Genomic DNA, 20,703 nt, shown 5'->3' on the forward strand with positions numbered 1-20,703 from the left:
ATCGAATTAACAGGTACGTTTTGTCTTGTTTAGTTTTCAAAGATCATGTTCGTTATCGCTCAGAGGCGACTTTCTTAATATAACATTTGAGCACCGTGTGCGTCAAGTGTTTTTTAGAATTTCTTTTTGTCAGCTTTTCTTTCAAAGCAACTCAGTTGCTCGTTAGCGACGTTTAATAATATACCATCATAATATTCATGCGTCAATATCTTTTTTCACAAAATATCCTCGATGATAGATTTTTTGTCCCTTTGTCTCAATCGGCTCTACTTGAACAATTCCTTTTTCCACAAAGAAATCAATCATCACGCTAAGGTCAGGCGTGAAATACTTTAGATCAGGGTGTGCAAGAAGCTCACCAAAAAGCCATATATCCTTCTGTTCCATGACATGACGCAAATGAGCGGCACCAATTTCTGCTTTTGAATGGATCAAAAAATCATTTGCTAAAAATAAAAGTTCTAAACGCTTATGCAGACTTTCATGACTTTCAATCAGTTCTGAATAAAGTTTGTATACTTCGGGCTCCATATGACGCACTTGGTTCCAAACGGTCACTTCTGGGTGGAAGCCTTTATCAATTACTTCAATACGTGCTAAGTGGTGCAGGGCATGCACAATGGAATTATATGCATCAAGGAATTGATTTGACTCAAAAAATGCTTTTCCTTCTATATATCTGCGAATGAGCTTGCCATATTCTAAACCGATTTTGAGCTTGCGGTTTGAAAACGGGAATGTACTTAGTTCATCAATTAAGTTGAAAATATATTCATTTCGATCAAACAGGACTTTTCCATTCAAAATCCAATCGATGATTCGTCGGTTAGTACCAAGGGTAATCCATTCCTTCAGTTGATCATCTGTGACAACGTTTAAAGAAGCTGTTTGGTGATCGGATTCATAGTGCTTGATAAATAACGGCTCTTCCGCTTCTTTTACGATGACTAAAAGTGCTGCATCAAAGTTATCCGTCTCAGAAGATACTTTATGTCTTCTTTCTACTATAATCACAGCTAATGTATCTGGATGGCTTGCTCTCTCTTGATAAATAGGACGGAGAAGATTTTCCATAGTGATTCCTCCAATACTCGGGTGTAAAGTTCTTCTCTAATGCTATGTATTTCTCCTCATAGAATCAAAATTCCTTCAATACATGAAAAAAGATCATTGAATCATTATAAGCAATTTATTCACAAAACTCTATAACTAATTCAAACGGAAAGGTAAAATGTGCTATATTGGAGACAAGGGGGACTAGGGATGGCGAAATACTCCAGTAAGATTAATAAAATCAGAACATTTGCACTTAGTTTGGTTTTTGTTGGCTTTCTGATCATGTATATCGGTGTGTTCTTCAAGGAATCGATCTGGCTGTCGACTTTCTTCATGCTGCTCGGCGTCTTATCGATTGGATTAAGTACAGCCGTTTACTTTTGGATTGGTATGCTTTCTACGAAGGCAGTACGTGTCGTTTGTCCAGGCTGTGAGAAAGAAACAAAAGTGCTTGGGCGTGTGGACATGTGCATGCATTGCAGGGAGCCGCTTACACTTGATCCAACATTAGAAGGTAAAGAGTTTGATGAATCCTACAATCGAAAAAAGTCATAAAAATAAGCTGACCATTTAACCGGTCAGCTTTTTTCATTAATGATTTTCTTTTTTCGCACATTCTTGACAAGTTCCATAGATCTCCAAGCGATGATGACTAACTGTAAAGCCCGTCACATGGGATGCAAGCTGTTCAACTTCATCAAGGCCAGGATAGTGAAAGTCCACGATTTTTCCGCAGTTTTCACAAATCGCATGGTAGTGGTCAGATGTCGCAAAATCAAATCGGCTTGAGGAATCACCATACGTTAATTCCTTTACTAATCCAGATTCCCGGAAAACTCGTAAATTATTGTAAACCGTTGCGACACTCATATTTGGAAATTTTCCTTCAAGTGCTTTATATATATCGTCTGCGGTTGGGTGAGTCATAGAATTTACGAGAAACTCCAAGATGGCATGGCGCTGCGGAGTAATTCGAACACCGGTTTCTTTTAGAGCATCTAAAGCGTCTTTTAGTTCGTGAGCAGCCATTTCATCATGCACCTCTCTTCAAAAATATTCTTATATTGTAATCTTTATAAATAGTGTACCCCCAGAGCCGAAACTTTGTCAATTACAATCCTCTTTTTTACCTATTCTTCCTTACAAAAAAGACCGGCATGACTGCCGATCTCATCCTGTTAGGATATTAAGCGTGAGCTTTCAATTCCTCAAGCGCTTCCTCTACGTGGTCTTTCACCTTTACTTTTCGCCATTCTTTCACAAGCGTGCCTTCTTTATTAATAAGAAACGTTGAACGCTCGATTCCCATATATTCTTTGCCAAAGTTCTTTTTCAGCTTCCATACGCCAAAGGCTTCAGACAATTTCTGTTCATCGTCTACAAGAAGCAGGAACGGCAAATCATGTTTTTCTTTAAACTTTTGGTGCTTGTCCTGACTGTCTGGGCTTACGCCGATAATGACAGCATCTAGTTCTGCAAAGCTTTGATGGCGGTCGCGGAAATCACATGCTTCTGTTGTACAGCCTGGTGTCATATCTTTTGGATAGAAATAAAGAACAATATGTTTTCCTTTAAAATCAGAAAGCTTTACTTTCTCCCCATTGTCACCGGTTAATTCAATGTCAGGTACTTGCTGCCCTACTTCGATTGTCATGACACAATCCCTCCAACCTATTTTTTAATTAGCCTATCCAATTTTGAGAGGATATTCAACTAAGGACGCTTGCATCGGCATGTTAAAATAATGATAGACGACGTGATACGTTGAGATAGGAGGCTATTTATGAAATTCACAGAATCAGAAAAATTACATCAAGAGGCGCTGGAGCACATTGTTGGAGGTGTCAACAGCCCGTCTCGTTCATATAAGGCAGTAGGCGGCGGTTCACCCGTTGCGATGGAAAGAGGAGAAGGCGCTTATTTTTGGGATGTTGACGGAAACCGCTATATCGACTATCTAGCAGCATACGGTCCAATTATTACAGGACACGCCCACCCGCATATTACAAAAGCCATCACGAAAGCGGCTGAAACAGGTGTCCTTTACGGAACACCAACGAAGCATGAAGTCACTTTTGCTAAAATGCTGAAGGAAGCCATGCCTGCTTTGGACAAAGTTCGTTTTGTCAACTCAGGTACAGAAGCGGTGATGACAACGATTCGAGTGGCTCGCGCATATACAGGCAGAACAAAAATTATTAAGTTTGCCGGATGCTATCACGGCCACTCTGATCTTGTACTAGTGGCAGCAGGCTCTGGTCCTTCCACTTTAGGAACACCTGATTCCGCGGGTGTACCAAAGAGTATCGCCAATGAAGTCATTACCGTTCCATTTAATGATATTGACAGCTATAAAGAAGCATTAGATCGCTGGGGCGATGAAGTAGCTGCTGTCCTTGTCGAGCCAATTGTCGGGAACTTCGGCATCGTGGAACCTAAGGACGGTTTCCTGCAGCAGGTCAATGACCTCACACATGAAAAAGGCGCACTGGTGATTTATGATGAAGTCATTACCGCTTTCCGCTTTATGTATGGCGGTGCACAGGACTTGCTTCAAGTAAAACCGGACCTTACTGCATTAGGAAAAATTATTGGCGGCGGACTTCCTATCGGTGCTTACGGCGGTAAAAAAGAAATTATGGAGCAAGTGGCTCCGCTTGGACCAGCCTATCAAGCTGGCACAATGGCAGGAAATCCTGCATCCATTCTTTCAGGTATTGCCTGCTTGGAAGTGTTAAAAGAAGACGGCGTTTACGAACGTCTTGATCAGCTTGGCGCTATGTTAGAAGAAGGCATTTTAGCCCATGCCAAAAAGCATGAAGTAGATATTACAGTAAATCGCTTAAAAGGTGCTCTCACAATTTATTTCACAACAGAAACGATTGTGAACTACGAGCAGGCTGAAAATACGGATGGCGAAATGTTTGCCCGCTTCTTCAAATTAATGCTAGCGCAAGGCATTAACCTCGCTCCTTCTAAATATGAAGCTTGGTTCTTAACAATCGCACATACTGAAAAAGATATTTCCGAGACGCTGCAAGCAGTAGATCATGCGTTTGCACAGCTAAAACAATCATAATGAAGTCCAAAACAGGCGTAAAAACATGCGCCTGTTTTTTTATTGACCAGCTCTTGTTTGTCAAAAGCGTGCGAATCTGTTACATTTCTTCTCAATACCTTCTTTAGATGTTTTCATGAACTTTCAAAAATCACTTGAATATTTCGGAAGACCGCTGTATATTACTTAGTTGTTTCATCAAAATATGAATGATAAATGACGAGTGATCATCTATTATCGAAAAGAAAGGAATGCAGGGACAAAACCAATGAAACTTGGAGCCCGTATTTTAAAAACTGGTATTGCCATTGTACTCGCGCTTTACCTGGCAACATGGCTTGGGTTGCCAACGCCCGTCTTCGCGGGAATTGCAGCTGTATTTGCTATCCAGCCATCTATTTATCGATCTTTTTTAACCATTGTTGATCAAGTGCAAGCCAATATTATTGGTGCAGCGCTTGCCATTACGTTCGGTCTGCTTTTTGGCACAGGACCAGTCATTATCGGTTTAACGGCCGTCATGGTCATCGCCATTAATTTAAAACTGAAGATTGAACACACCATTCCAATTGCACTTGTAACCGTCATCGCTATTTTAGAAAGTGCAGGGGATCATTTCCTTTCCTTTGCCTTAATTCGAACAGCTACTGTGGTGTTAGGGGTTCTTTCTTCATTTCTAGTGAATTTAATCTTCCTGCCGCCAAAGTATGAAACAAAGCTTGTTCATCACATTATGGAAAATACGGAGGAGATTTTAAAATGGATCCGTCTGACCTCCAGACAGTCTACTGATCATTCCACTTTAAAGGATGACATCGATCAAATAAAAGAACGCATGATCAAATTAGATCACATTTACTTGTTATACAAAGAAGAACGAAGCTATTTAAAGAAAACCACCTATGTCAAATCAAGAAAGCTTGTTTTGTTCAGGCAGGCCATTATGGCATCAAATCGCGCGCTATATTTGCTGAAAAAGCTTCATAAATTAGAAAATGAGATTCATTTGATGCCAGAGCATTTCAGGGAAAGCTTAACGGATGAAATTGATTATTTACTGTATTGGCATGAGCGCACCTTGATGAAATTCGTCGGAAAAATGAAGCCGCAGGACGATGAATTTCAAAATGAATGCTCTCTTCGCCTTGAGACGTTAACGAAATCATTTATTCAGCATCAGCAAAACCAAGAAAATGACCTGCTCGATTACAACATGCTGAATGTCATGTCCAGCATCATTGAATACCGTGATGAATTAGAGCATTTAGATACATTGATTACAAGCTTCCAGACATATCACCCAAAAGATAGTGAAATCGAGACAGAAGAAAAAGAAGCATAAACAGAAAAGACCGATTCCTAGAATCGGTCTTAAATTGTTGACAAAGAGCTAAAATGATTCTGATTTAAGCTCTTTGTCTTCTTTTCAGCGTGACCTGAAAACCTTTGCAGCCCTAGGAAGAACGAGTACCGGAGCGGAGCGAATTGAGTATTCGTGAGCACCGGCACGCAGGACTGACACCGAATGCGAGGGTTTGTCAGTGCGCTGAGACCGATTCTGAGAATCGGTCTTATTTTATTTTCTTCATTTTAGGATCCAGTGTGTCTCTTAATCCATCCCCCATCAGGTTAAAGCCTAGAACCGTCAGCATGATTGCTATCCCTGGGAAGAATAATGTCCAAGGGGCTTGAACGAGATAAGGTCTCGCGTCGGCGAGCATTTTCCCCCATTCTGGACTTGGCGCCTGTGCACCCAATCCTAAAAAGCCTAAAGCGGCTGCCTCAATAATTGCCGTTCCGATCGCAAGCGTTGCCTGTACGATGACTGGCACCATACTATTTGGCAGAATGTGACGCAGCACGATGCGGCGGTGTGACATTCCTACCGCCTTTGCTGCCAGCACGTATTCTTCTTGTTTAATACTCAGCACTTTTGAACGAACGAGCCGTCCAAAGGTTGGGACATTAATAATCGCAATGGCAATAAGGGCATTTTGTAAGGAGGGGCCTAGGATGGAGACAATAGCAATCGCTAAGAGAATGCTAGGAAAAGCAAGTAAAATATCAAACAATCTCGAGATCACAGCATCTAGCACTCTTCCGCCATAGCCAGCTATCAATCCAAGCAGTGTGCCTAAAATGACAGACCCGAGAACCGAGAAGAAACCGACCCATAAGGAAATCCGTGCTCCATGCACAACTCTTGAAAAGATATCTCTACCGAAATCATCTGTACCAAACCAGTGTGCAGCTGAAGGGGCACTAAATCGCTCACCGAGTGATTGTTCATTGATTCCATAAGGAGCAATGAGCGGTGCAAAGATCGCTAGGATGAGAAATAAAAAGACAATCACACTGCCAATGACCGCCAGCTTATGCTGAAAGAACTGCTTCATCGATTCAAGAATCAATGATTGAGGGCGTTCATCTTTTGGCTGAGGTGAGTCAAGCTCTTTTTGTGCTTCCATATTGTCACTCTCCCTCCCTAATATTTAATCCTTGGATCAATGACCGCATACAAGATGTCCACAATGAAATTGATTAGGACAAATATAAGCGCAACGACGAGAATGCCTGTTTGAATGACTGGGTAATCACGATAACTGATGGCATCATATATATACCGGCCAATTCCCGGCCAAGCAAAAATGGTTTCTGTTAAAATCGCTCCACCAAGTAAGAGGCCTGTCTGAAGACCAATAATCGTCAAGATCGGAATGAGCGCATTTTTCAGGCCATGCTGATAAATGATAAAAAATGAACGTACTCCTTTTGCTTTTGCTGTTCGAATAAAGTCGGAATGAAGCACTTCCAGCATACTTGCCCTTGTAATTCTCGCAATAATCGCAGCAGGGATTGTGGCGAGTGCTGTACTTGGTAAGATCAAATGCTTGATGCTGTCAGCGAATTGATCAAACCGGCCTTGCAAAAGCGTGTCCAGTGTGTGAATATACGTAATCGATTCGACTGGATTTCTTACGTCTTCTCGACCCGTTGTCGGCAAAATACCTAATTCGATCGAGAACAGCCACTGCCCCATTAAGCCTAACCAGAAAATCGGCATGGACACTCCGATAAGTGCAATAAACATCGCGGCATAATCAAAGAAAGAATGCTTAAACCAAGCACTAATGATTCCGGCATTCACTCCTACAACAATCGCCAGCACCATGGCAAAAAAGGTCAATTCTAACGTCGCAAATAAGTAAGGCTTCATTTCCTGGGCAATAGCCGCTCCTGTTCGAATGGAAGTCCCTAAATCCCCTTTTAAAAGGCCAAGCATATAATGACCGTATTGAACGTACCATGGCTGATCTAAACCGAGCTGGATCGTTAATTGTTCTACTGCCTCTTTCGTTGCCCGCTGTCCTAAGATGACCTGCGCTGGATTTCCAGGTATAAAACGAATAATTGAAAACACGACCAATGTCATTCCGATCAGTACTGGGATGAGCATTCCTGCCCGCTTCATACAATAAGCAAACAAACAGCTTTCACCGCCTTCATCTTTGTTTGAATAAGGGAGATACAAGATCTCCCTTATTTGCTTATTCGAAATACACGTCAGTTAAAGCCTCTGAACCAGTTGGATGCGGCTGGTAGCCTTTTAAATCATTAGATGCGGCAAGCATTGGGATTGAATGCACCAATGGAATCCAAGGCGCTTCGTCATGAATGATTTCCTGCGCTTTTTTATACAGCTCATTTCGTTTCTTTTGATCTGTGTCTGTTTGCGCTTCAATGAGGATGTCATGCATTTTATCGTTTTCGAAGAATGTATAGTTGTTACCGCCAATGCTGTCTTTGTCCAGCAGTGTGTAAATGAAATTATCAGGATCGCCATTGTCTCCTGTCCAGCCTAATAAGAACACATCTGCTTCCCCTTTACTTGCTTTATCTAAATAGGTCGCCCAGTCATATGTCACAATTTCTGCTTTGACACCGACTTTTTCAAAATTTGACTGAATGACTTCTGCTACCTTCATCCCATCTGGCATGTATGGACGTGGTACAGGCATCGCCCAAAGTTTGATGCGAAAGCCATCAGGGAAGCCCGCTTCTTTTAATAGTTCTTTCGCTTTTTCTGGATCATACGGATATGGCTCAATGTCGTCGTTGTAGCCTTCTAAAGCTGGCGGCAATGGATTTTTTGCTGGCTCAGCAAGTCCTCCATAAAATGACTCAATAATGGATTCTTTATCGACCGCATAATTGAGTGCCTGACGAACCAGCTTGTTATCGAGCGGCTTTCTTGTGACGGTCAGTCCGATATAGCCTACGTTCATCGATGGTCTTTCAATGAGCTGGAGTGCTTTGTCGGTTTTAATGCCATCTAAATCTGACGGATTCACGCCATCCATTAAGTCGATCTCGCCTGTTTTAAGGGCATTTAAACGAGCAGAGTTTTCTGGAATGGAGCGGAAGATGATTTGATTCAGTTTCGGTTTACCCTTCTGCCAATAATCCTCGTTCTTTTCTAACACAATACGGTCGTTTTGCTTCCACTCTTTAAACTTGAATGGTCCTGTCCCCACCGGATTTTCTCTAAATGAATCACCGCTTTTTTCAACGGCCGCTGGACTGGCAATGCCAAATGGTGACATGGCAATGTTTTTGAGGAATGTCGCCTGCGGTCGCTTTAGCTGAAATTCAATTTCATGCTCGCCTTTGACGATGATGTCTTTAATGACATGCCCTTTATCTTTTTTATAGCCGCCAAACATGCCATAGTAAGGAAATTTTTCTGCGTCTCCATTCATCCAGCGTTCAAAATTGAATTTCACTGCTTCTGCGTTAAAATCTGTGCCATCATGAAATTTCACACCTTCTCTTAAGTAGAACGTGTATGATTTTCCGTCCTTTGCAACATCCCATTCTGTTGCGAGGCCAGGATGGATGGTCGTGTCTTTCTCACCGTAATTCAAAAGCTTTTCAAATATATTCTCTGTGACCTTGAAGGTTTCGCCTTCTGTCGTTGTGATTGGATCTAGTGAAGTGGAATCTCCCCCTCTGCCAAATACGAGGGTATCTTTTGTTGCTTTTTCTTCCGATGTCGGTGATGATGAGCATCCCCCTAAAAAGAGCGCCAGTGCCAGCACAAAAATGAAACTACTGAATAACCATGTCTTCTTCATTGTGTTCCTCCTTTTGATATAAATAACATGCAGCCGCATGTCCCGATTCCTTCTCATACAAAGCAGGAACTGCTTTCAGGCATTTCTCCCATCTTTTTGGACACCTTTTGTAGAAAGGACAGCCGCCGCGTTCCGCCATTGTGGTCTCTTCTGCTGCCACATCTTGCGACTCTAGTACGTGATCCATATGTGGAATGGATTTCAGAAGCAGCGACGTATAGGGATGAAGCGGGCTGTGAAACACCTCTTCGGCAGGCCCCATCTCGACAATGCGCCCAGCATACATGACGGCGATCCGGTCGCTCATATATCTGACAACCCCAAGGTCGTGAGAAATAAATAGATACGTCAGAGAAAGCGTCTTTTGTAATTCAAGCATCAAATTCAAAATTTGCGCTTGAACGGATACATCTAAAGCCGAAACTGGTTCATCGGCAATGACAAGACTTGGGTGCGTAATGAGCGCTCTAGCAATGCCAATACGCTGCCTTTGTCCGCCGCTGAATTGGTGCGCATAACGTTCCCCGTAGGAAGGATCAAATCCAACAATGTGCAGCATCTCTTTAACCCGTTTCCGTCTTTCTGCTTTCGTCCCATGATGATGAACAATCAGCGGTTCCTCTAAAATATCTTTGATTTTCATTCTCGGATTTAAAGAAGCATAAGGATCTTGAAAGATCATTTGAATATCTTTTCTTAAGGAACGCATGTCTTGTTCTTTCAGAAGGGTGATCTCCTGCCCTTTTAATTGAATAGAGCCTGACGTCGGTTCAGTCAATCTCATCAAGCTTTTTCCAAGTGTTGATTTCCCGCAGCCTGATTCACCAACAATGCCAAGCGTTTCTCCTTCCTTCACGTAAAAGGAGACTTGATTTAAAGCCAAAGTCGATTGTTTATGTTTAGAAAAAAAAGCAGCTGTGTCATACCGTTTTGTCAGCTGATTCACTTGCAAAAGTGGGTGACTCAGTGTCTTCTCCTCCTTCCATTAGAAAACATGCCACGCGGTGATTCTGTTCAATGGATTGTAAGGCTGGATCTTTTTCAAGACATTGCGCCATTTGATATGGGCAGCGTGGTGCAAATTGACAGCCGGACCGGATGGCACCTGGCTTAGGCACATGACCTGCAATAGAGATGAGTTTTTCTTTTTTCTCTTTAAACGATGGAACTGAGGCGAAAAGACCTTTCGTGTAGGGATGCAGAGGTTTTTGAAAAATACGGTCAACGGTTCCTTCTTCTACAATTCGACCGGCATACATAATCATGACTCGCTGGCATATTTGCCGCACCACGCCTAGATCGTGAGTAATAAATAAAATAGCAGTGTCCATCTCTTCGTTCAGCTTTTTGAGCAGACGAAGGATTTGCGCTTGGATGGTGACATCAAGTGCAGTTGTCGGTTCATCAGCGATCATGAGCTTTGGGTGACAAAGCATTGCCATTGCAATCATCACACGCTGGCGCATACCGCCTGATAATTCATGTGGATATTTTTTCAGCAGCGATTCTGCTTGCTTCAACCCAACTGTTTGAAGCAGATCAATCGCCTTCGCTTTTGCTTCTTTTTGACCGATTGATTGATGTGTGAAAAGGGCTTCCGTCATTTGTTTGCCGATGGTCATTAATGGGTTCAGAGAGGTCATGGGCTCTTGGAAAATCATCGAAATGTCATTTCCTCTTATCTCTCGCCACTCTTTCTCTGAAAGTGACAGCAGATTTTGTCCTTCGAAATGAACCTCGCCCGTTGTATCTGTTTGCTGATTCAGACCCATTAATGACATGCTTGTGATACTTTTCCCGCAGCCAGATTCGCCCACAATTCCTAACGTTTCCCCTTTTTGTATCGAGAACGATATGTGATGGACGATGGGCACTTTTTGCTTTTTCTGCTGAAACGCAATGGACAGCTGTTTGACATCTAGCAGCACGTCTTGTTCTTTCACATATTCACCACCCCGTCATACTTTTTAAAATTGTATTGAGACAAGCTGGGAAATATGTCATGTTTTTGACAAGCATAAAAAAGCCTATCCGCTAGAATTGGATAGGCTTCTACTAATTTAATGTTTGAATGGTAAATAAATGACGATAGTGACTGTCTTGGTTCATTAATTCTTCGTGTGTTCCTTTTTCCACTATTTCGCCTTGTTCCATGACCACAATTTGGTCAGCGTGTGTAATGGTTGATAAGCGGTGTGCGACAATAAAAGTTGTGCGATCCTTCGCCAGCTTTTGCATCGCTTCTTGAATGTAATGCTCACTTTCTAAATCAAGTGCAGACGTTGCTTCATCTAAAATCAACAGCGGTGGATTTTTTAGAAATACCCTTGCAATCGAAATCCGCTGTTTTTGTCCGCCTGACAGCTTTACGCCCCGTTCTCCTACTTTCGTGTCATATCCTTCAGGAAGAGACATAATAAAATCATGCGCATTTGCCGCTTTTGCAGCCGACACGATTTTTTCAAAAGGTGCTTCAGGGTCACCAACCGCAATATTTTCTTTAATCGTGTCACTGAATAGGAATGTATCCTGCAGCACCATTCCGACTTGATTTCGAAGACTTCTTGCTTTGTACTCTTTTATATCAATGCCGTCAATTTCAAGTGACCCGTTTGTGACATCATAAAACCTTGGAATTAAGCTGACGAGTGTCGATTTTCCTCCGCCACTCATTCCTACAAGGGCAACCGTTTGTCCTTTTTCTACTTTTAAGGAGATATTGTGCAGAATCTCTTCCTGCGTGTGTTCATAACGAAACGACACATTTTTAAACTCGACCTCTCCTTTTAAATGATTGGCTTCTTTTGCATTCGGCCGGTCTGTGACCTCATATGGCTCATCAATAAACTCAAAGATCCGATCCATTGACGCAACGGACTGGGTTAACGTCGTAGATGAGTTAATGAGACGGCGAATCGGATTGTACATCCGGTCAATATAGCCGACAAAGGCGATCATGGTCCCGATCGACAGCGATCCGTTAATTACTGTGTAGCCCGCAAATGCAATGATTAACAGCGGCGCAATGTCGGTGATGGTATTGACGACAGCAAATGTTTTGGCGTTCCAATTCGTATGGTTGATTGCTTTGTTTAAGAAATTTTTGTTTTCATCATGAAAATTCTCTTGTTCATATTCTTCAATCGCAAAGCTGCGAATGACCGGCATTCCTTGTACCCGCTCATGCAGGTGTCCTTGCACTTCAGCCAGCGCCTGTGACCGCTCTTTTGTCAGCTTGCGCAGCCGTCCGTAAAAATACTTTACTGCAAACGCGTATAGTGGAAAAATAATGACAGACACGATCGTGAGCTTCAGATCCAGTGTACACATAATGGCGATCACGATCAGTACAGTCATCATATCCAGCCAAATGTTCATGAGACCTGTGATAACAAATTCCTTTGTCTGCTCCACATCGTTGATCACTCTTGAAATAATTTCTCCTGTTCTCGTGTTGGCATAATAACGAAGACTTAGCTTTTGAATATGCGAGAACAGCTTCTCCCGAATATCAAACAATACTTTACTGCCTGTCCACTGCGCGTAGTATTGTCTATAGTATTCAACAGGCGGCCTCATCACTAAAAATAATACGAGCATGATTCCCATTATGATCAGTAGAGTTGATGTCTTTTCTTCAGGCGACCCCGAGCCTTGAATGACATCATCAATGACATACTTTAAAAGCAGAGGCAATGTTAACGGAATCGAGAATTTAATCATCCCGATGACCATTGTCAATGCAATCTGTTTTTTATACGGTGTTACAAAAGCCATGTAGCGTTTAATGACCCCCATGTAAATCTCCTTCCCAATCTATCAGTGCCTCTTATCCGTACGCAGTCAAAAACCTGTTAGCCTAAAAAGCCAAACAGGTTTTTTGATGCTCTTGCTTATTTTGTATAATGTAAAAAACGTTCATACCACATATCCACAAATTCAGGAGCAAACGGACCTTTCCGCTGGTGAATCCAATGCAGTAATGTATTTAGATGCTCTCTTAAGATACTATCGATTTCTTTTGGATAATTCATCTGCCTCTTATGATCTGCATATTCGTCCTCATCCAAAATATTGTACGTCATGTCTGGAAAGACTTTGACGTCTAAATCGTAATCAATATACTTAATTGCCTCATCATCTGTCGCAAAAGGAGAGCTGATGTTGCAGTAGTAATATACCCCATCATCTCTAAGCATCCCAATTACATTAAACCATTGTTTTGCATGGAAATAGCAAATAGCCGGTTCTCTCGTCATCCAAGTACGGCCGTCGGATTCAGTCACCATTGTACGGTCGTTTGCACCAATGATACACAATTCCGTTGCTTTCAGAATGGTGGTTTCATTCCAAATCCTGTGGATCAAGCCATTATGTTTATAGCTTTGAATTTGGATGGTTTCTCCTTCCTTGGGATAGCCCATATTTTCTCCCCTACTTTCTATAACAAACAAACCTAACAGTCCAAAGACCTAATTTCCCAACTAAACATGTCTCTATTATATTATACCGTTACATCATTAAAAAATGAAATGAAAAAGCCATTCAACCCAATTGAACGGCACACTGATTTACATCACGCTAGAACTCTTTTCCATCTGTTTATATGAATTGATGACCTCTTCTGTCTGTTTTGTAAATAAGGTTTGCACTTTTTGCAGTTCCTCACGTTTCTGTTTGATCTGATCACAAAGCCTATGCCACTCTTCTTTTTTTTCATCCTGCAGCAATTGTTTTTCTGTTTCTAAGCATAGATCGAGTTCTCCCTGCACGTCGAGCAGCTGATCCATGAGCTGCATTTGTTCTTTTACAAGCTGATCGAAATCAGACATCTAACTCCTCCCTTTTCATCTAATCCACTTTTTGTATGTATACCATTTCTTGAAAGAAGGAGGAAATCCTTTGACTGTTTATGTAGAGGTTTTACAGGTTTTGTCGGATGGTGGTGCGAGGCAAAAAGAAAAGCACTTCATTCGTATATGAAGTGCTTTCCTTTGTTTCAGTGATTAGCTGTTTTGTTGTTTGTTTTGCTCAGCTTTTTGGTTGTATTTTTTTACATGCTGTGCGTCAGTCTCGCTAGCAAATTCAGTGCCGTATTGACCACCTTGTGCAGCAGCTTGGTTTTGTTTCTTCACTTGTTGTGCGTTTGTTTTGTTTTGTTGTTGATCCATCATTATCACCTCCACGCACATTAATTTGTGCAGAAGGTGTACATCCTATTCATGAATTTTTTAAACAAGCAAAGAACGTCCGCCATCGACAATAATCGTCTGGCCTCTAATCATGTCTGCTTTGCCTGATACAAGGAATTCCACGCTGTCGACCATGTCTTTAATTTCCACCATTCGGCCGGCAGGTGTGTTTTTCTTCGCATCTTCTAAAAGCTCTTCACGGTTCGGGAAGTGCTTAAGTGCATCTGTATCGATCGCGCCGCCTGATACAGCGTTGACGACGATATTTTTTTGTGAAAGCTCCACTGAAAGGTAACGTGTTAAAGCTTCTAGTGCTGCTTTTGATACACCGACTACTGTGTAATTTTCAAGGTAGCGGATAGAGCCAAGAGAGCTAATACTGACGATATGTCCGCCCCCGTTTTTCTCCATTAGTTTCGCCGCTTCTTGTCCGCAGAATAACAAAGCTTTCGCATTGATATTCATCGTCCAATCCCAATGATTTTCTTCAAGGTCCATAATTGGACGCTGAACCCCTGATGCCGCGTTGTTCACAAATACATCTAAACGGCCAAAGGTTTCATCGATTTGCTGAAACATGTCTTTGATTTTCTCAGGCTGGCCAACATTGGCTTTAACAACCAATGTTTTAACGCCCATCGCTTCAATTTCTTCCGCTGTTTCAAGTGCGGCTTTTTTGCTTCTCGCATAGTTAATGACAATGTCATATCCTTTTTCAGCGAGGCGAAGGGCCACTTCTTTCCCTACTCCTCTGCTGCTTCCTGTAATTAATGCACATTTACGTTGACTCATTATGGTTCATCTCCTGATTTGAATAGTTTTCGTTCATTCGCTTCACACTAATAGGAAAGTTCCTATTAGGAGGTTACATTCATGTATGTCGGACGCGATTTAAGCCAGCTTGGCATGATGTCCAAGGATCAATGGAAAGATACTGAGCTTGCTTACTTTCATCATGCTTTCCAACAAATTTTACCTTATTTGAACGAAGAAGGGCAATCTAAGTATCGAGAAATCATTTCTGAAATCGAAGACCGCGGGGGTCTGCACCGAAATGAAGCTGATTATACCCACGGTACAACGGTTAAATACGACTAGGCTGCTCAAGTGCCAGTTTCCAAATTTTTTGGTGTGAGACTGGCAAAGCATACGCCTCAAATTCTTCTGTTGTGACTTTTTTCAGCATCATGTCATCAGATACAGAGGTAACTCGTCCAAAGAAAACAGAAATATTCCAGATGAGGTGGGTAAATACATGCTGAATGGTGCCTTCTAAATCACCAAGCTCCGCTTGTACACCCGCCTCCTCTTTTAAGAAATCAATCAGCTGCTCTTTTTCCGTTTTTCTTCCCTTCATGGTTTCAATGTTAGGGAATTCCCATAAATTCGCAAGGAGGCCTGTACTTGGCCGCTTATGAATATATAGGTTGCCTGCGTCATCAAATAACACCGCTGCTGCCATTGATTTTGCAGTCGGCTTTTTCTTTTTGCTTTTCACTGGGAGCTCATGCTGAACGCCTTCCTCGAGTGCCGAACAATGCATGTTCACAGGGCAAATGAGGCAGGCAGGGGAAGTTGGAGTGCAAATGAGCGCACCAAGCTCCATCAGCCCTTGATTGAATTCTGACGGCTTTTCCCGGGAAATGAGCTGATCGACCGCAAATTCGAAAATATTTCTCGTTTTTGGTTTTGCAATATCATCCCATACGGACAAAATACGAGAAATGACCCTCATCACGTTGCCGTCTACCGCAGGATACGGCTTGTTATAGGCGATACTCAGCACTGCGCCGCTCGTATACGGGCCTACACCTTTAAGCTTTGAAAATTGCTCTTTCGTATCAGGGACAATGCCACCGTAGGATTCATATACTTCTTTCACAGCTGCCTGTAAATTACGCACTCTTGAGTAGTAGCCAAGACCTTCCCATGCTTTCATGACCTTTTCTTCATCAGCTAAAGCGAGATCCTTCACCGTCGGGAATTGCTCCATAAACCGGTTGAAATACGGAATGACCGTATCCACTCTCGTTTGCTGGAGCATGACTTCTGATACCCAGACGCGGTATGGATCTTGATTTTCACGCCATGGCAATGTTCGTTGTTCTTTTTCATACCAATCAATTAAATCATGCTGAAAGCCCGCAATATCTTTGCGGTCCAGCTTTTCTTGAATGTCTTTCATATCTATACTCCTTCTCATTGGACCGAGGGCTAACGTTCTGAATAGAACCTTATTTGTTGTATACTGTTTGTAGATACGTTAACATGTTACATTAAATCGGGATAAAGCAAAAGTGATTTTGCACATAGTCTTGATTGGAGACGTATACTTTGTATGATTGTTCCTAAGCATGACAACTAGGAGGTAATCAATTGGACACTGGTACTCATGTAGTAATGGGCATTTCTCTTGGGGGACTTGCACTTTTAGATCCAGCCGTCAGCGCAGATCCACACATGGCACACGCCGTGATGATCGCGACCATCGCCGGCTCCCAAGCACCAGACATTGATACTGTGCTAAAACTAAAAAATAATGCGGTTTATATAAGAAATCACCGAGGATTTACACATTCCATTCCGGCTGTACTGTTTTGGTCATTGCTGATTCCGGCTGTGATTTTTCCATTTGTGCCGGGGGCGAATTTACTTCACCTTTGGTTATGGACATTATTAGCTGTTGTGCTTCATGTGTTTGTTGATATTTTCAACGCATACGGTACGCAGGCCATTCGTCCATTTTCGAAGAAGTGGGTAGCGCTAGGGATCATTAATACGTTTGATCCGTTTATCTTTTTTACACACCTTGTCGCCATAGTCGTTTGGGCGATTGGCGGACATCCCGGCTATACGTTTATTACGCTGTATGCGGTGATTTTCTGTTACTATATCGTCAGGGTCATTATGCAGCTACAAATTAAACGTCAACTGCGTGCACGATTCGATGAAATTGAAGAGATTATCATTTCGCCTACAATGAAGTTCAGACAATGGCGCATTGCCGTGAAATGTAAATCCTCTTTCCATGTTGGGCGCAGCATGAATGGAGAAGTCGTCATTTTAGACACCTTTAACCGAGTGCCGGTCCCTGATACTGAAATTATGAAAATTGCTAAGCAAGATGAAAATATTTCAGCCTTTCTCTCCTTCTCCCCTGTCTACCGGTGGGAAGTGGATAAATACAAGGATCATTATGAGGTGCGGTTCATTGATTTACGCTACCGCAGCAAAGGTCATTATCCTTTTGTCGCGATCTGCCATATCGACATGGACCACCAAATCAAAAATTCCTATACCGGCTGGATTTTCAGTGAAGAAAAACTGCAAAAAAAATTAAGACTCGGCTCTGTGTGAGCGAGTCTTTTTTTGTGCTTCACTTTTACAACTTCGTCATATATTCCACAATAAACTCCCAAAAGCCAGGTCCTTCTTGGTAAATCAGCCGGTCTACTTTTTCGATGAGTTTGATATAGAGTTCTTGTTCGAGGTCTTCTCTTTCTTGATATGCCGTGTTTTGTAGTTTCTTTTTGATCATGGGTGTGAAGGTTTCAATGAGTTCTTCCATTTCTCCATTGGTCATTTTGTCTTCGTGCACGGACATCTCCCCCTGTTTTTTCTTTTAGTTTATTGAGTGCTTTTTTGTGAATGTTTGAGATGTTTTGTCTTGTTTCGCCTAACTGATCGGCTATTTCTTTCATCGTCTGGCCTTCGACATAGATTTGGGTTAAGACCATTTTTTGTTTTTCTGTGAGCTGCTGGTAGGCCTTGTACAATGTTTGGTCTTGCAGATGCTCCCCTAGGTCTTGCTGGTTGAAGAGCACGGCTTCATACGTATCTGTTTGAACAGGGTCTTTCACTTCTTGCGTATCAGGATGATCGAGTATGAGCGGAAAGCGCTGCTGTTTCTTTTTTACTCGTTTGTCAAAGTCGACTGAAAAGATGCGTATCATTGTGGAGATATACTTGATGATGCGGATTTTTTGATAGAACTGTTTGAACTCGGAATCTAGTTTTTTGGCATTTTCCTCGTTTGGCTCTTCCATGACTTGCCGGAGCAGCTGCTCGTTTTTCGGGTTGCTTAAAAACTGCTGAATGAGCGGGTGATCAATGATTTCTTTCCATTTTGCTTTCAATAACAGCCGATAATCCATGTGCATCCTCCCCTTTGTTCCCTCTACTAGCATTAAGTGGACAAAAGTTAAAAAAAGTAAACTTCGTGAAACGGGTCTAATGGTTCATTTTATCCCCCTCTGCTTTCCTTTTTCTTCTTTCATACCACTTATATAGAAGACGAGTATCCGCTGGGGGGTGAGACAAATGGAGACCTTTTTTTCAGAGGAATGGTTGAAGCAGCTCGGTCAGGCTGGCTTCCCTGCCATTTTGACGGTTTACTTGCTGACACGCTTTGAACGAAAGTTTGATGAATTAAGCAAGCTCATCCAACGATTAGTCGCTGCTCAAAAAAATGATGAATCAGATTGACATCTGCTTGATTCGTTTCACCTTATGAAAACGAGGGCGAAATGAAAGGCCTTTTGGTCACCTCACACAATACGATGTTGAAAGGGGATTTTATCATGAGTGAAAAGCAAAATGGAATACCACAGCCGATTCGAGGAGAAAAAGGAGCAACGGTCAAAATTCCACGTAATCTCGAGCGGGATAGACAAAACCCAGATATGCTCACGCCGCCAGAAACCGATCATGGAACGGTCTCCAATCTGAAATATTCTTTCTCTGATACACACAATCGTTTAGAAAAAGGCGGCTACGCTCGTGAGGTAACAGTCCGCGAACTGCCGATCTCTAAAAGTCTTGCATCTGTCAATATGCGGCTAAAGCCTGGTGCGATTCGTGAACTGCACTGGCATAAGGAAGCAGAATGGGCGTACATGATTTATGGGGAAGCCCGGATTACATCGGTTGATGCAGAGGGGCGCAATTTTACAGAGGATGTAACAGAGGGTGATTTGTGGTACTTCCCTTCTGGCCTGCCGCACTCTATCCAAGCACTTGAACCGGGAGCTGAATTCTTGCTTGTGTTTGATGATGGGTCATTCTCAGAAAATAGTACGTTCCAAGTAACCGATTGGCTTGCCCACACGCCAGAGGAAGTCGTGCTCAAGAACTTCGGTATCACAAAAGAGCAGTTTGACAAGCTGCCAGAGAAAGAAAAATATATTTTCCAAAAAGGAATTCCTGGTTCCCTTGAATGTGACAAGGTGAAAACAGAGCAAGGAGAAGTCCCGAATTCCTTTAAATATGAGCTGTTAAAACAGGAGCCGATTACGTCAAGCGGCGGACAAGTGTGGATTGCGGACTCTACCAATTTCAAAGCGTCTAAAACGATTGCATCCGCTCTTGTGAAAGTTGATCCAGGTGCCATTCGCGAGCTGCATTGGCATCCAAATACGGATGAATGGCAATATTTCATTTCTGGAAAAGCACGAATGACGGTATTTGCTTCTGATGGACATGCGAGAACCTTCAACTATCAGGCGGGAGACGTTGGATATGTCCCATTTGCGATGGGGCATTATGTAGAAAATACAGGCGACGAACCGCTTTATTTCTTAGAAATCTTTAAGAGCGATCATTATGCAGATATCTCACTTAATCAGTGGCTTGCGGTCACACCGAAACAGCTTGTTCTTGATCATTTAGATCAAGGCGAAGATTTCTTAAAACTGCTTGATGCTGAAAAACATCCTGTGATCGCTGCACCTAAAAAAGAGGATTAACGTATGACTTCCTGCAAAAAGGCTGTCCTTTTTGCAGGTATCTTCATGTAAGGGAGTGTTTGTTCAACTATGCAGCAATCTGTTCACGCTTTATGGCAAGGGCTGAAATGGTTCATGGCGGCGTCGGCTGTCTGTTACATATTTTTGTTGTTTTGTGTACTGTTCTTTCATTTAACTGGTGCTTTTTATCAATCGATTTTATCGATGCTTTTATTTATGGGCATCTATGTGGTACTTGGGATATCCTTTGAGCATGTGGAGCATATGCTCATTAGGGTTGTTAGAAAGTGCCGTTCCAAAAAACGCTCCATCGTTTTCTATGCCATTTCAATGCATCTTTTGTTTATTTGGGGTGCTGTCTATTTATCAGATGAATTGGTGGGCGGCATTTTACTGTCTACTTCTGAGGAAATTCTCTTTGCCCTAAGCCTTTGGTTGTTTCATTTTTTGTTTGATTATGCGACGTTTTCGTTTGAGAAGGAAGCTTAGTGATTTTGCTTCATATGATGGATATCATG

The 20,703-nt window shown here is 42.2% G+C and carries 23 protein-coding genes and 1 pseudogene; 8 read left to right on the top strand and 16 right to left on the bottom strand.

The features are described from left to right. Positions 1–195 precede the first annotated feature (195 nt). Positions 196–1,074, bottom strand: a complete 879-nt coding sequence (locus tag AC20OE_RS14505; protein ID WP_024425790.1) for a nucleotidyltransferase-like protein — start codon at positions 1,072–1,074, stop codon at positions 196–198. A gap of 189 nt (positions 1,075–1,263) precedes the next feature. Here AC20OE_RS14505 and AC20OE_RS14510 point away from each other — a divergent pair, with 189 nt between their 5' ends. After that, the gene (locus AC20OE_RS14510; RefSeq protein WP_047203845.1) at positions 1,264–1,611 is read left to right on the top strand and encodes a YgzB family protein; all 348 of its coding nucleotides are present in this window, start codon (positions 1,264–1,266) and stop codon (positions 1,609–1,611) included. A 36-nt stretch (positions 1,612–1,647) separates the two neighbouring features. Here AC20OE_RS14510 and perR read toward each other — a convergent pair whose 3' ends face one another. Beyond that, a complete protein-coding gene (gene perR, locus AC20OE_RS14515) occupies positions 1,648–2,085 on the bottom strand; it encodes a peroxide-responsive transcriptional repressor PerR (protein WP_003217782.1) in 438 nt (145 codons plus the stop codon). Positions 2,086–2,242: 157 nt separating this feature from the next. Next, positions 2,243–2,710, bottom strand: a complete 468-nt coding sequence (gene bcp, locus AC20OE_RS14520; protein ID WP_024425791.1) for a thioredoxin-dependent thiol peroxidase — start codon at positions 2,708–2,710, stop codon at positions 2,243–2,245. Positions 2,711–2,839: 129 nt separating this feature from the next. Between bcp and AC20OE_RS14525 the strand changes: the two genes are divergently transcribed. Together AC20OE_RS14525 and AC20OE_RS14530 are read left to right on the top strand one after the other, a co-directional pair. Next, entirely contained in the window at positions 2,840–4,135 is a 1,296-nt protein-coding gene (locus AC20OE_RS14525; protein ID WP_059377610.1) for a glutamate-1-semialdehyde 2,1-aminomutase, read from the top strand. Between the two features lie 247 nt (positions 4,136–4,382). After that, positions 4,383–5,456, top strand: coding sequence for an FUSC family protein (locus AC20OE_RS14530; protein ID WP_039177329.1), 1,074 nt, complete (start codon positions 4,383–4,385; stop codon positions 5,454–5,456). 229 nt (positions 5,457–5,685) lie between these two features. Here the strand turns inward: AC20OE_RS14530 and AC20OE_RS14535 are convergent, their stop codons facing one another. The 10 genes and pseudogenes from AC20OE_RS14535 to fabL form a co-directional block, all read right to left on the bottom strand. Then, entirely contained in the window at positions 5,686–6,582 is an 897-nt protein-coding gene (locus tag AC20OE_RS14535) for an ABC transporter permease (protein WP_041087363.1), read from the bottom strand. A gap of 17 nt (positions 6,583–6,599) precedes the next feature. Further along, on the bottom strand, positions 6,600–7,601 hold the full coding sequence (locus tag AC20OE_RS14540) for an ABC transporter permease (RefSeq protein WP_024425205.1): 1,002 nt from the start codon (positions 7,599–7,601) through the stop codon (positions 6,600–6,602). Between the two features lie 61 nt (positions 7,602–7,662). Beyond that, positions 7,663–9,249 carry an ABC transporter substrate-binding protein gene (locus tag AC20OE_RS14545; protein ID WP_099663070.1) on the bottom strand — a complete coding sequence of 529 codons (1,587 nt, stop codon included), beginning with the start codon at positions 9,247–9,249 and terminating at the stop codon, positions 7,663–7,665. Further along, a complete protein-coding gene (locus tag AC20OE_RS14550; RefSeq protein WP_099663069.1) occupies positions 9,224–10,201 on the bottom strand; it encodes an ABC transporter ATP-binding protein in 978 nt (325 codons plus the stop codon). Before AC20OE_RS14550 ends, AC20OE_RS14545 begins: the two co-directional genes overlap by 26 nt. Further along, positions 10,170–11,192 (bottom strand): ABC transporter ATP-binding protein, encoded by a 1,023-nt coding sequence (locus AC20OE_RS14555; RefSeq protein ID WP_039177320.1) that lies wholly within the window; start codon positions 11,190–11,192, stop codon positions 10,170–10,172. The genes AC20OE_RS14550 and AC20OE_RS14555 overlap by 32 nt, the downstream gene beginning before the upstream one ends. A gap of 112 nt (positions 11,193–11,304) precedes the next feature. Beyond that, on the bottom strand, positions 11,305–13,047 hold the full coding sequence (locus tag AC20OE_RS14560) for an ABC transporter ATP-binding protein (RefSeq protein ID WP_099663068.1): 1,743 nt from the start codon (positions 13,045–13,047) through the stop codon (positions 11,305–11,307). Between the two features lie 95 nt (positions 13,048–13,142). After that, a complete protein-coding gene (ntdP, locus tag AC20OE_RS14565) occupies positions 13,143–13,673 on the bottom strand; it encodes a nucleoside tri-diphosphate phosphatase (RefSeq protein WP_024425209.1) in 531 nt (176 codons plus the stop codon). 147 nt (positions 13,674–13,820) lie between these two features. Continuing rightward, positions 13,821–14,081, bottom strand: a complete 261-nt coding sequence (locus AC20OE_RS14570) for a YgaB family protein (protein WP_039177303.1) — start codon at positions 14,079–14,081, stop codon at positions 13,821–13,823. 174 nt (positions 14,082–14,255) lie between these two features. Beyond that, positions 14,256–14,405, bottom strand: a pseudogene (locus AC20OE_RS14575) (gamma-type small acid-soluble spore protein); the annotation flags it as partial. A gap of 75 nt (positions 14,406–14,480) precedes the next feature. Beyond that, positions 14,481–15,233, bottom strand: coding sequence for an enoyl-[acyl-carrier-protein] reductase FabL (fabL, locus tag AC20OE_RS14580; protein ID WP_024425211.1), 753 nt, complete (start codon positions 15,231–15,233; stop codon positions 14,481–14,483). An 81-nt stretch (positions 15,234–15,314) separates the two neighbouring features. Between fabL and AC20OE_RS14585 the strand changes: the two genes are divergently transcribed. After that, complete coding sequence (locus AC20OE_RS14585) at positions 15,315–15,539, top strand: hypothetical protein (RefSeq protein ID WP_003217808.1); 225 nt, start codon at positions 15,315–15,317, stop codon at positions 15,537–15,539. On the opposite strand, the gene mutY is transcribed toward AC20OE_RS14585, so the two are convergent. Further along, positions 15,526–16,626, bottom strand: a complete 1,101-nt coding sequence (gene mutY / locus AC20OE_RS14590; RefSeq protein WP_099663067.1) for an A/G-specific adenine glycosylase — start codon at positions 16,624–16,626, stop codon at positions 15,526–15,528. The two genes, AC20OE_RS14585 and mutY, sit on opposite strands and share 14 nt — an antisense overlap. Before the next feature lie 191 nt (positions 16,627–16,817). Here mutY and AC20OE_RS14595 point away from each other — a divergent pair, with 191 nt between their 5' ends. Further along, positions 16,818–17,798, top strand: a complete 981-nt coding sequence (locus AC20OE_RS14595) for a metal-dependent hydrolase (protein WP_034623275.1) — start codon at positions 16,818–16,820, stop codon at positions 17,796–17,798. 25 nt (positions 17,799–17,823) lie between these two features. On the opposite strand, the gene rsoA is transcribed toward AC20OE_RS14595, so the two are convergent. Together rsoA and AC20OE_RS14605 are read right to left on the bottom strand one after the other, a co-directional pair. After that, on the bottom strand, positions 17,824–18,045 hold the full coding sequence (rsoA, locus tag AC20OE_RS14600) for a sigma-O factor regulator RsoA (RefSeq protein WP_039177285.1): 222 nt from the start codon (positions 18,043–18,045) through the stop codon (positions 17,824–17,826). Beyond that, positions 17,993–18,595 (bottom strand): sigma-70 family RNA polymerase sigma factor, encoded by a 603-nt coding sequence (locus AC20OE_RS14605; protein WP_059377628.1) that lies wholly within the window; start codon positions 18,593–18,595, stop codon positions 17,993–17,995. The genes rsoA and AC20OE_RS14605 overlap by 53 nt, the downstream gene beginning before the upstream one ends. A gap of 166 nt (positions 18,596–18,761) precedes the next feature. Between AC20OE_RS14605 and AC20OE_RS14610 the strand changes: the two genes are divergently transcribed. From AC20OE_RS14610 to AC20OE_RS14620, 3 genes are all read left to right on the top strand, one after another. Further along, the gene (locus AC20OE_RS14610; RefSeq protein WP_073204399.1) at positions 18,762–18,926 is read left to right on the top strand and encodes a YvrJ family protein; all 165 of its coding nucleotides are present in this window, start codon (positions 18,762–18,764) and stop codon (positions 18,924–18,926) included. A gap of 95 nt (positions 18,927–19,021) precedes the next feature. Then, entirely contained in the window at positions 19,022–20,185 is a 1,164-nt protein-coding gene (locus tag AC20OE_RS14615; RefSeq protein WP_341083354.1) for an oxalate decarboxylase family bicupin, read from the top strand. A gap of 69 nt (positions 20,186–20,254) precedes the next feature. After that, a complete protein-coding gene (locus AC20OE_RS14620) occupies positions 20,255–20,674 on the top strand; it encodes a regulatory YrvL family protein (RefSeq protein WP_041087342.1) in 420 nt (139 codons plus the stop codon). The last annotated feature ends 29 nt before the right edge of the window (positions 20,675–20,703 follow it).

The sequence above is a fragment of the Bacillus sp. SRI_025 genome (assembly GCF_057592095.1).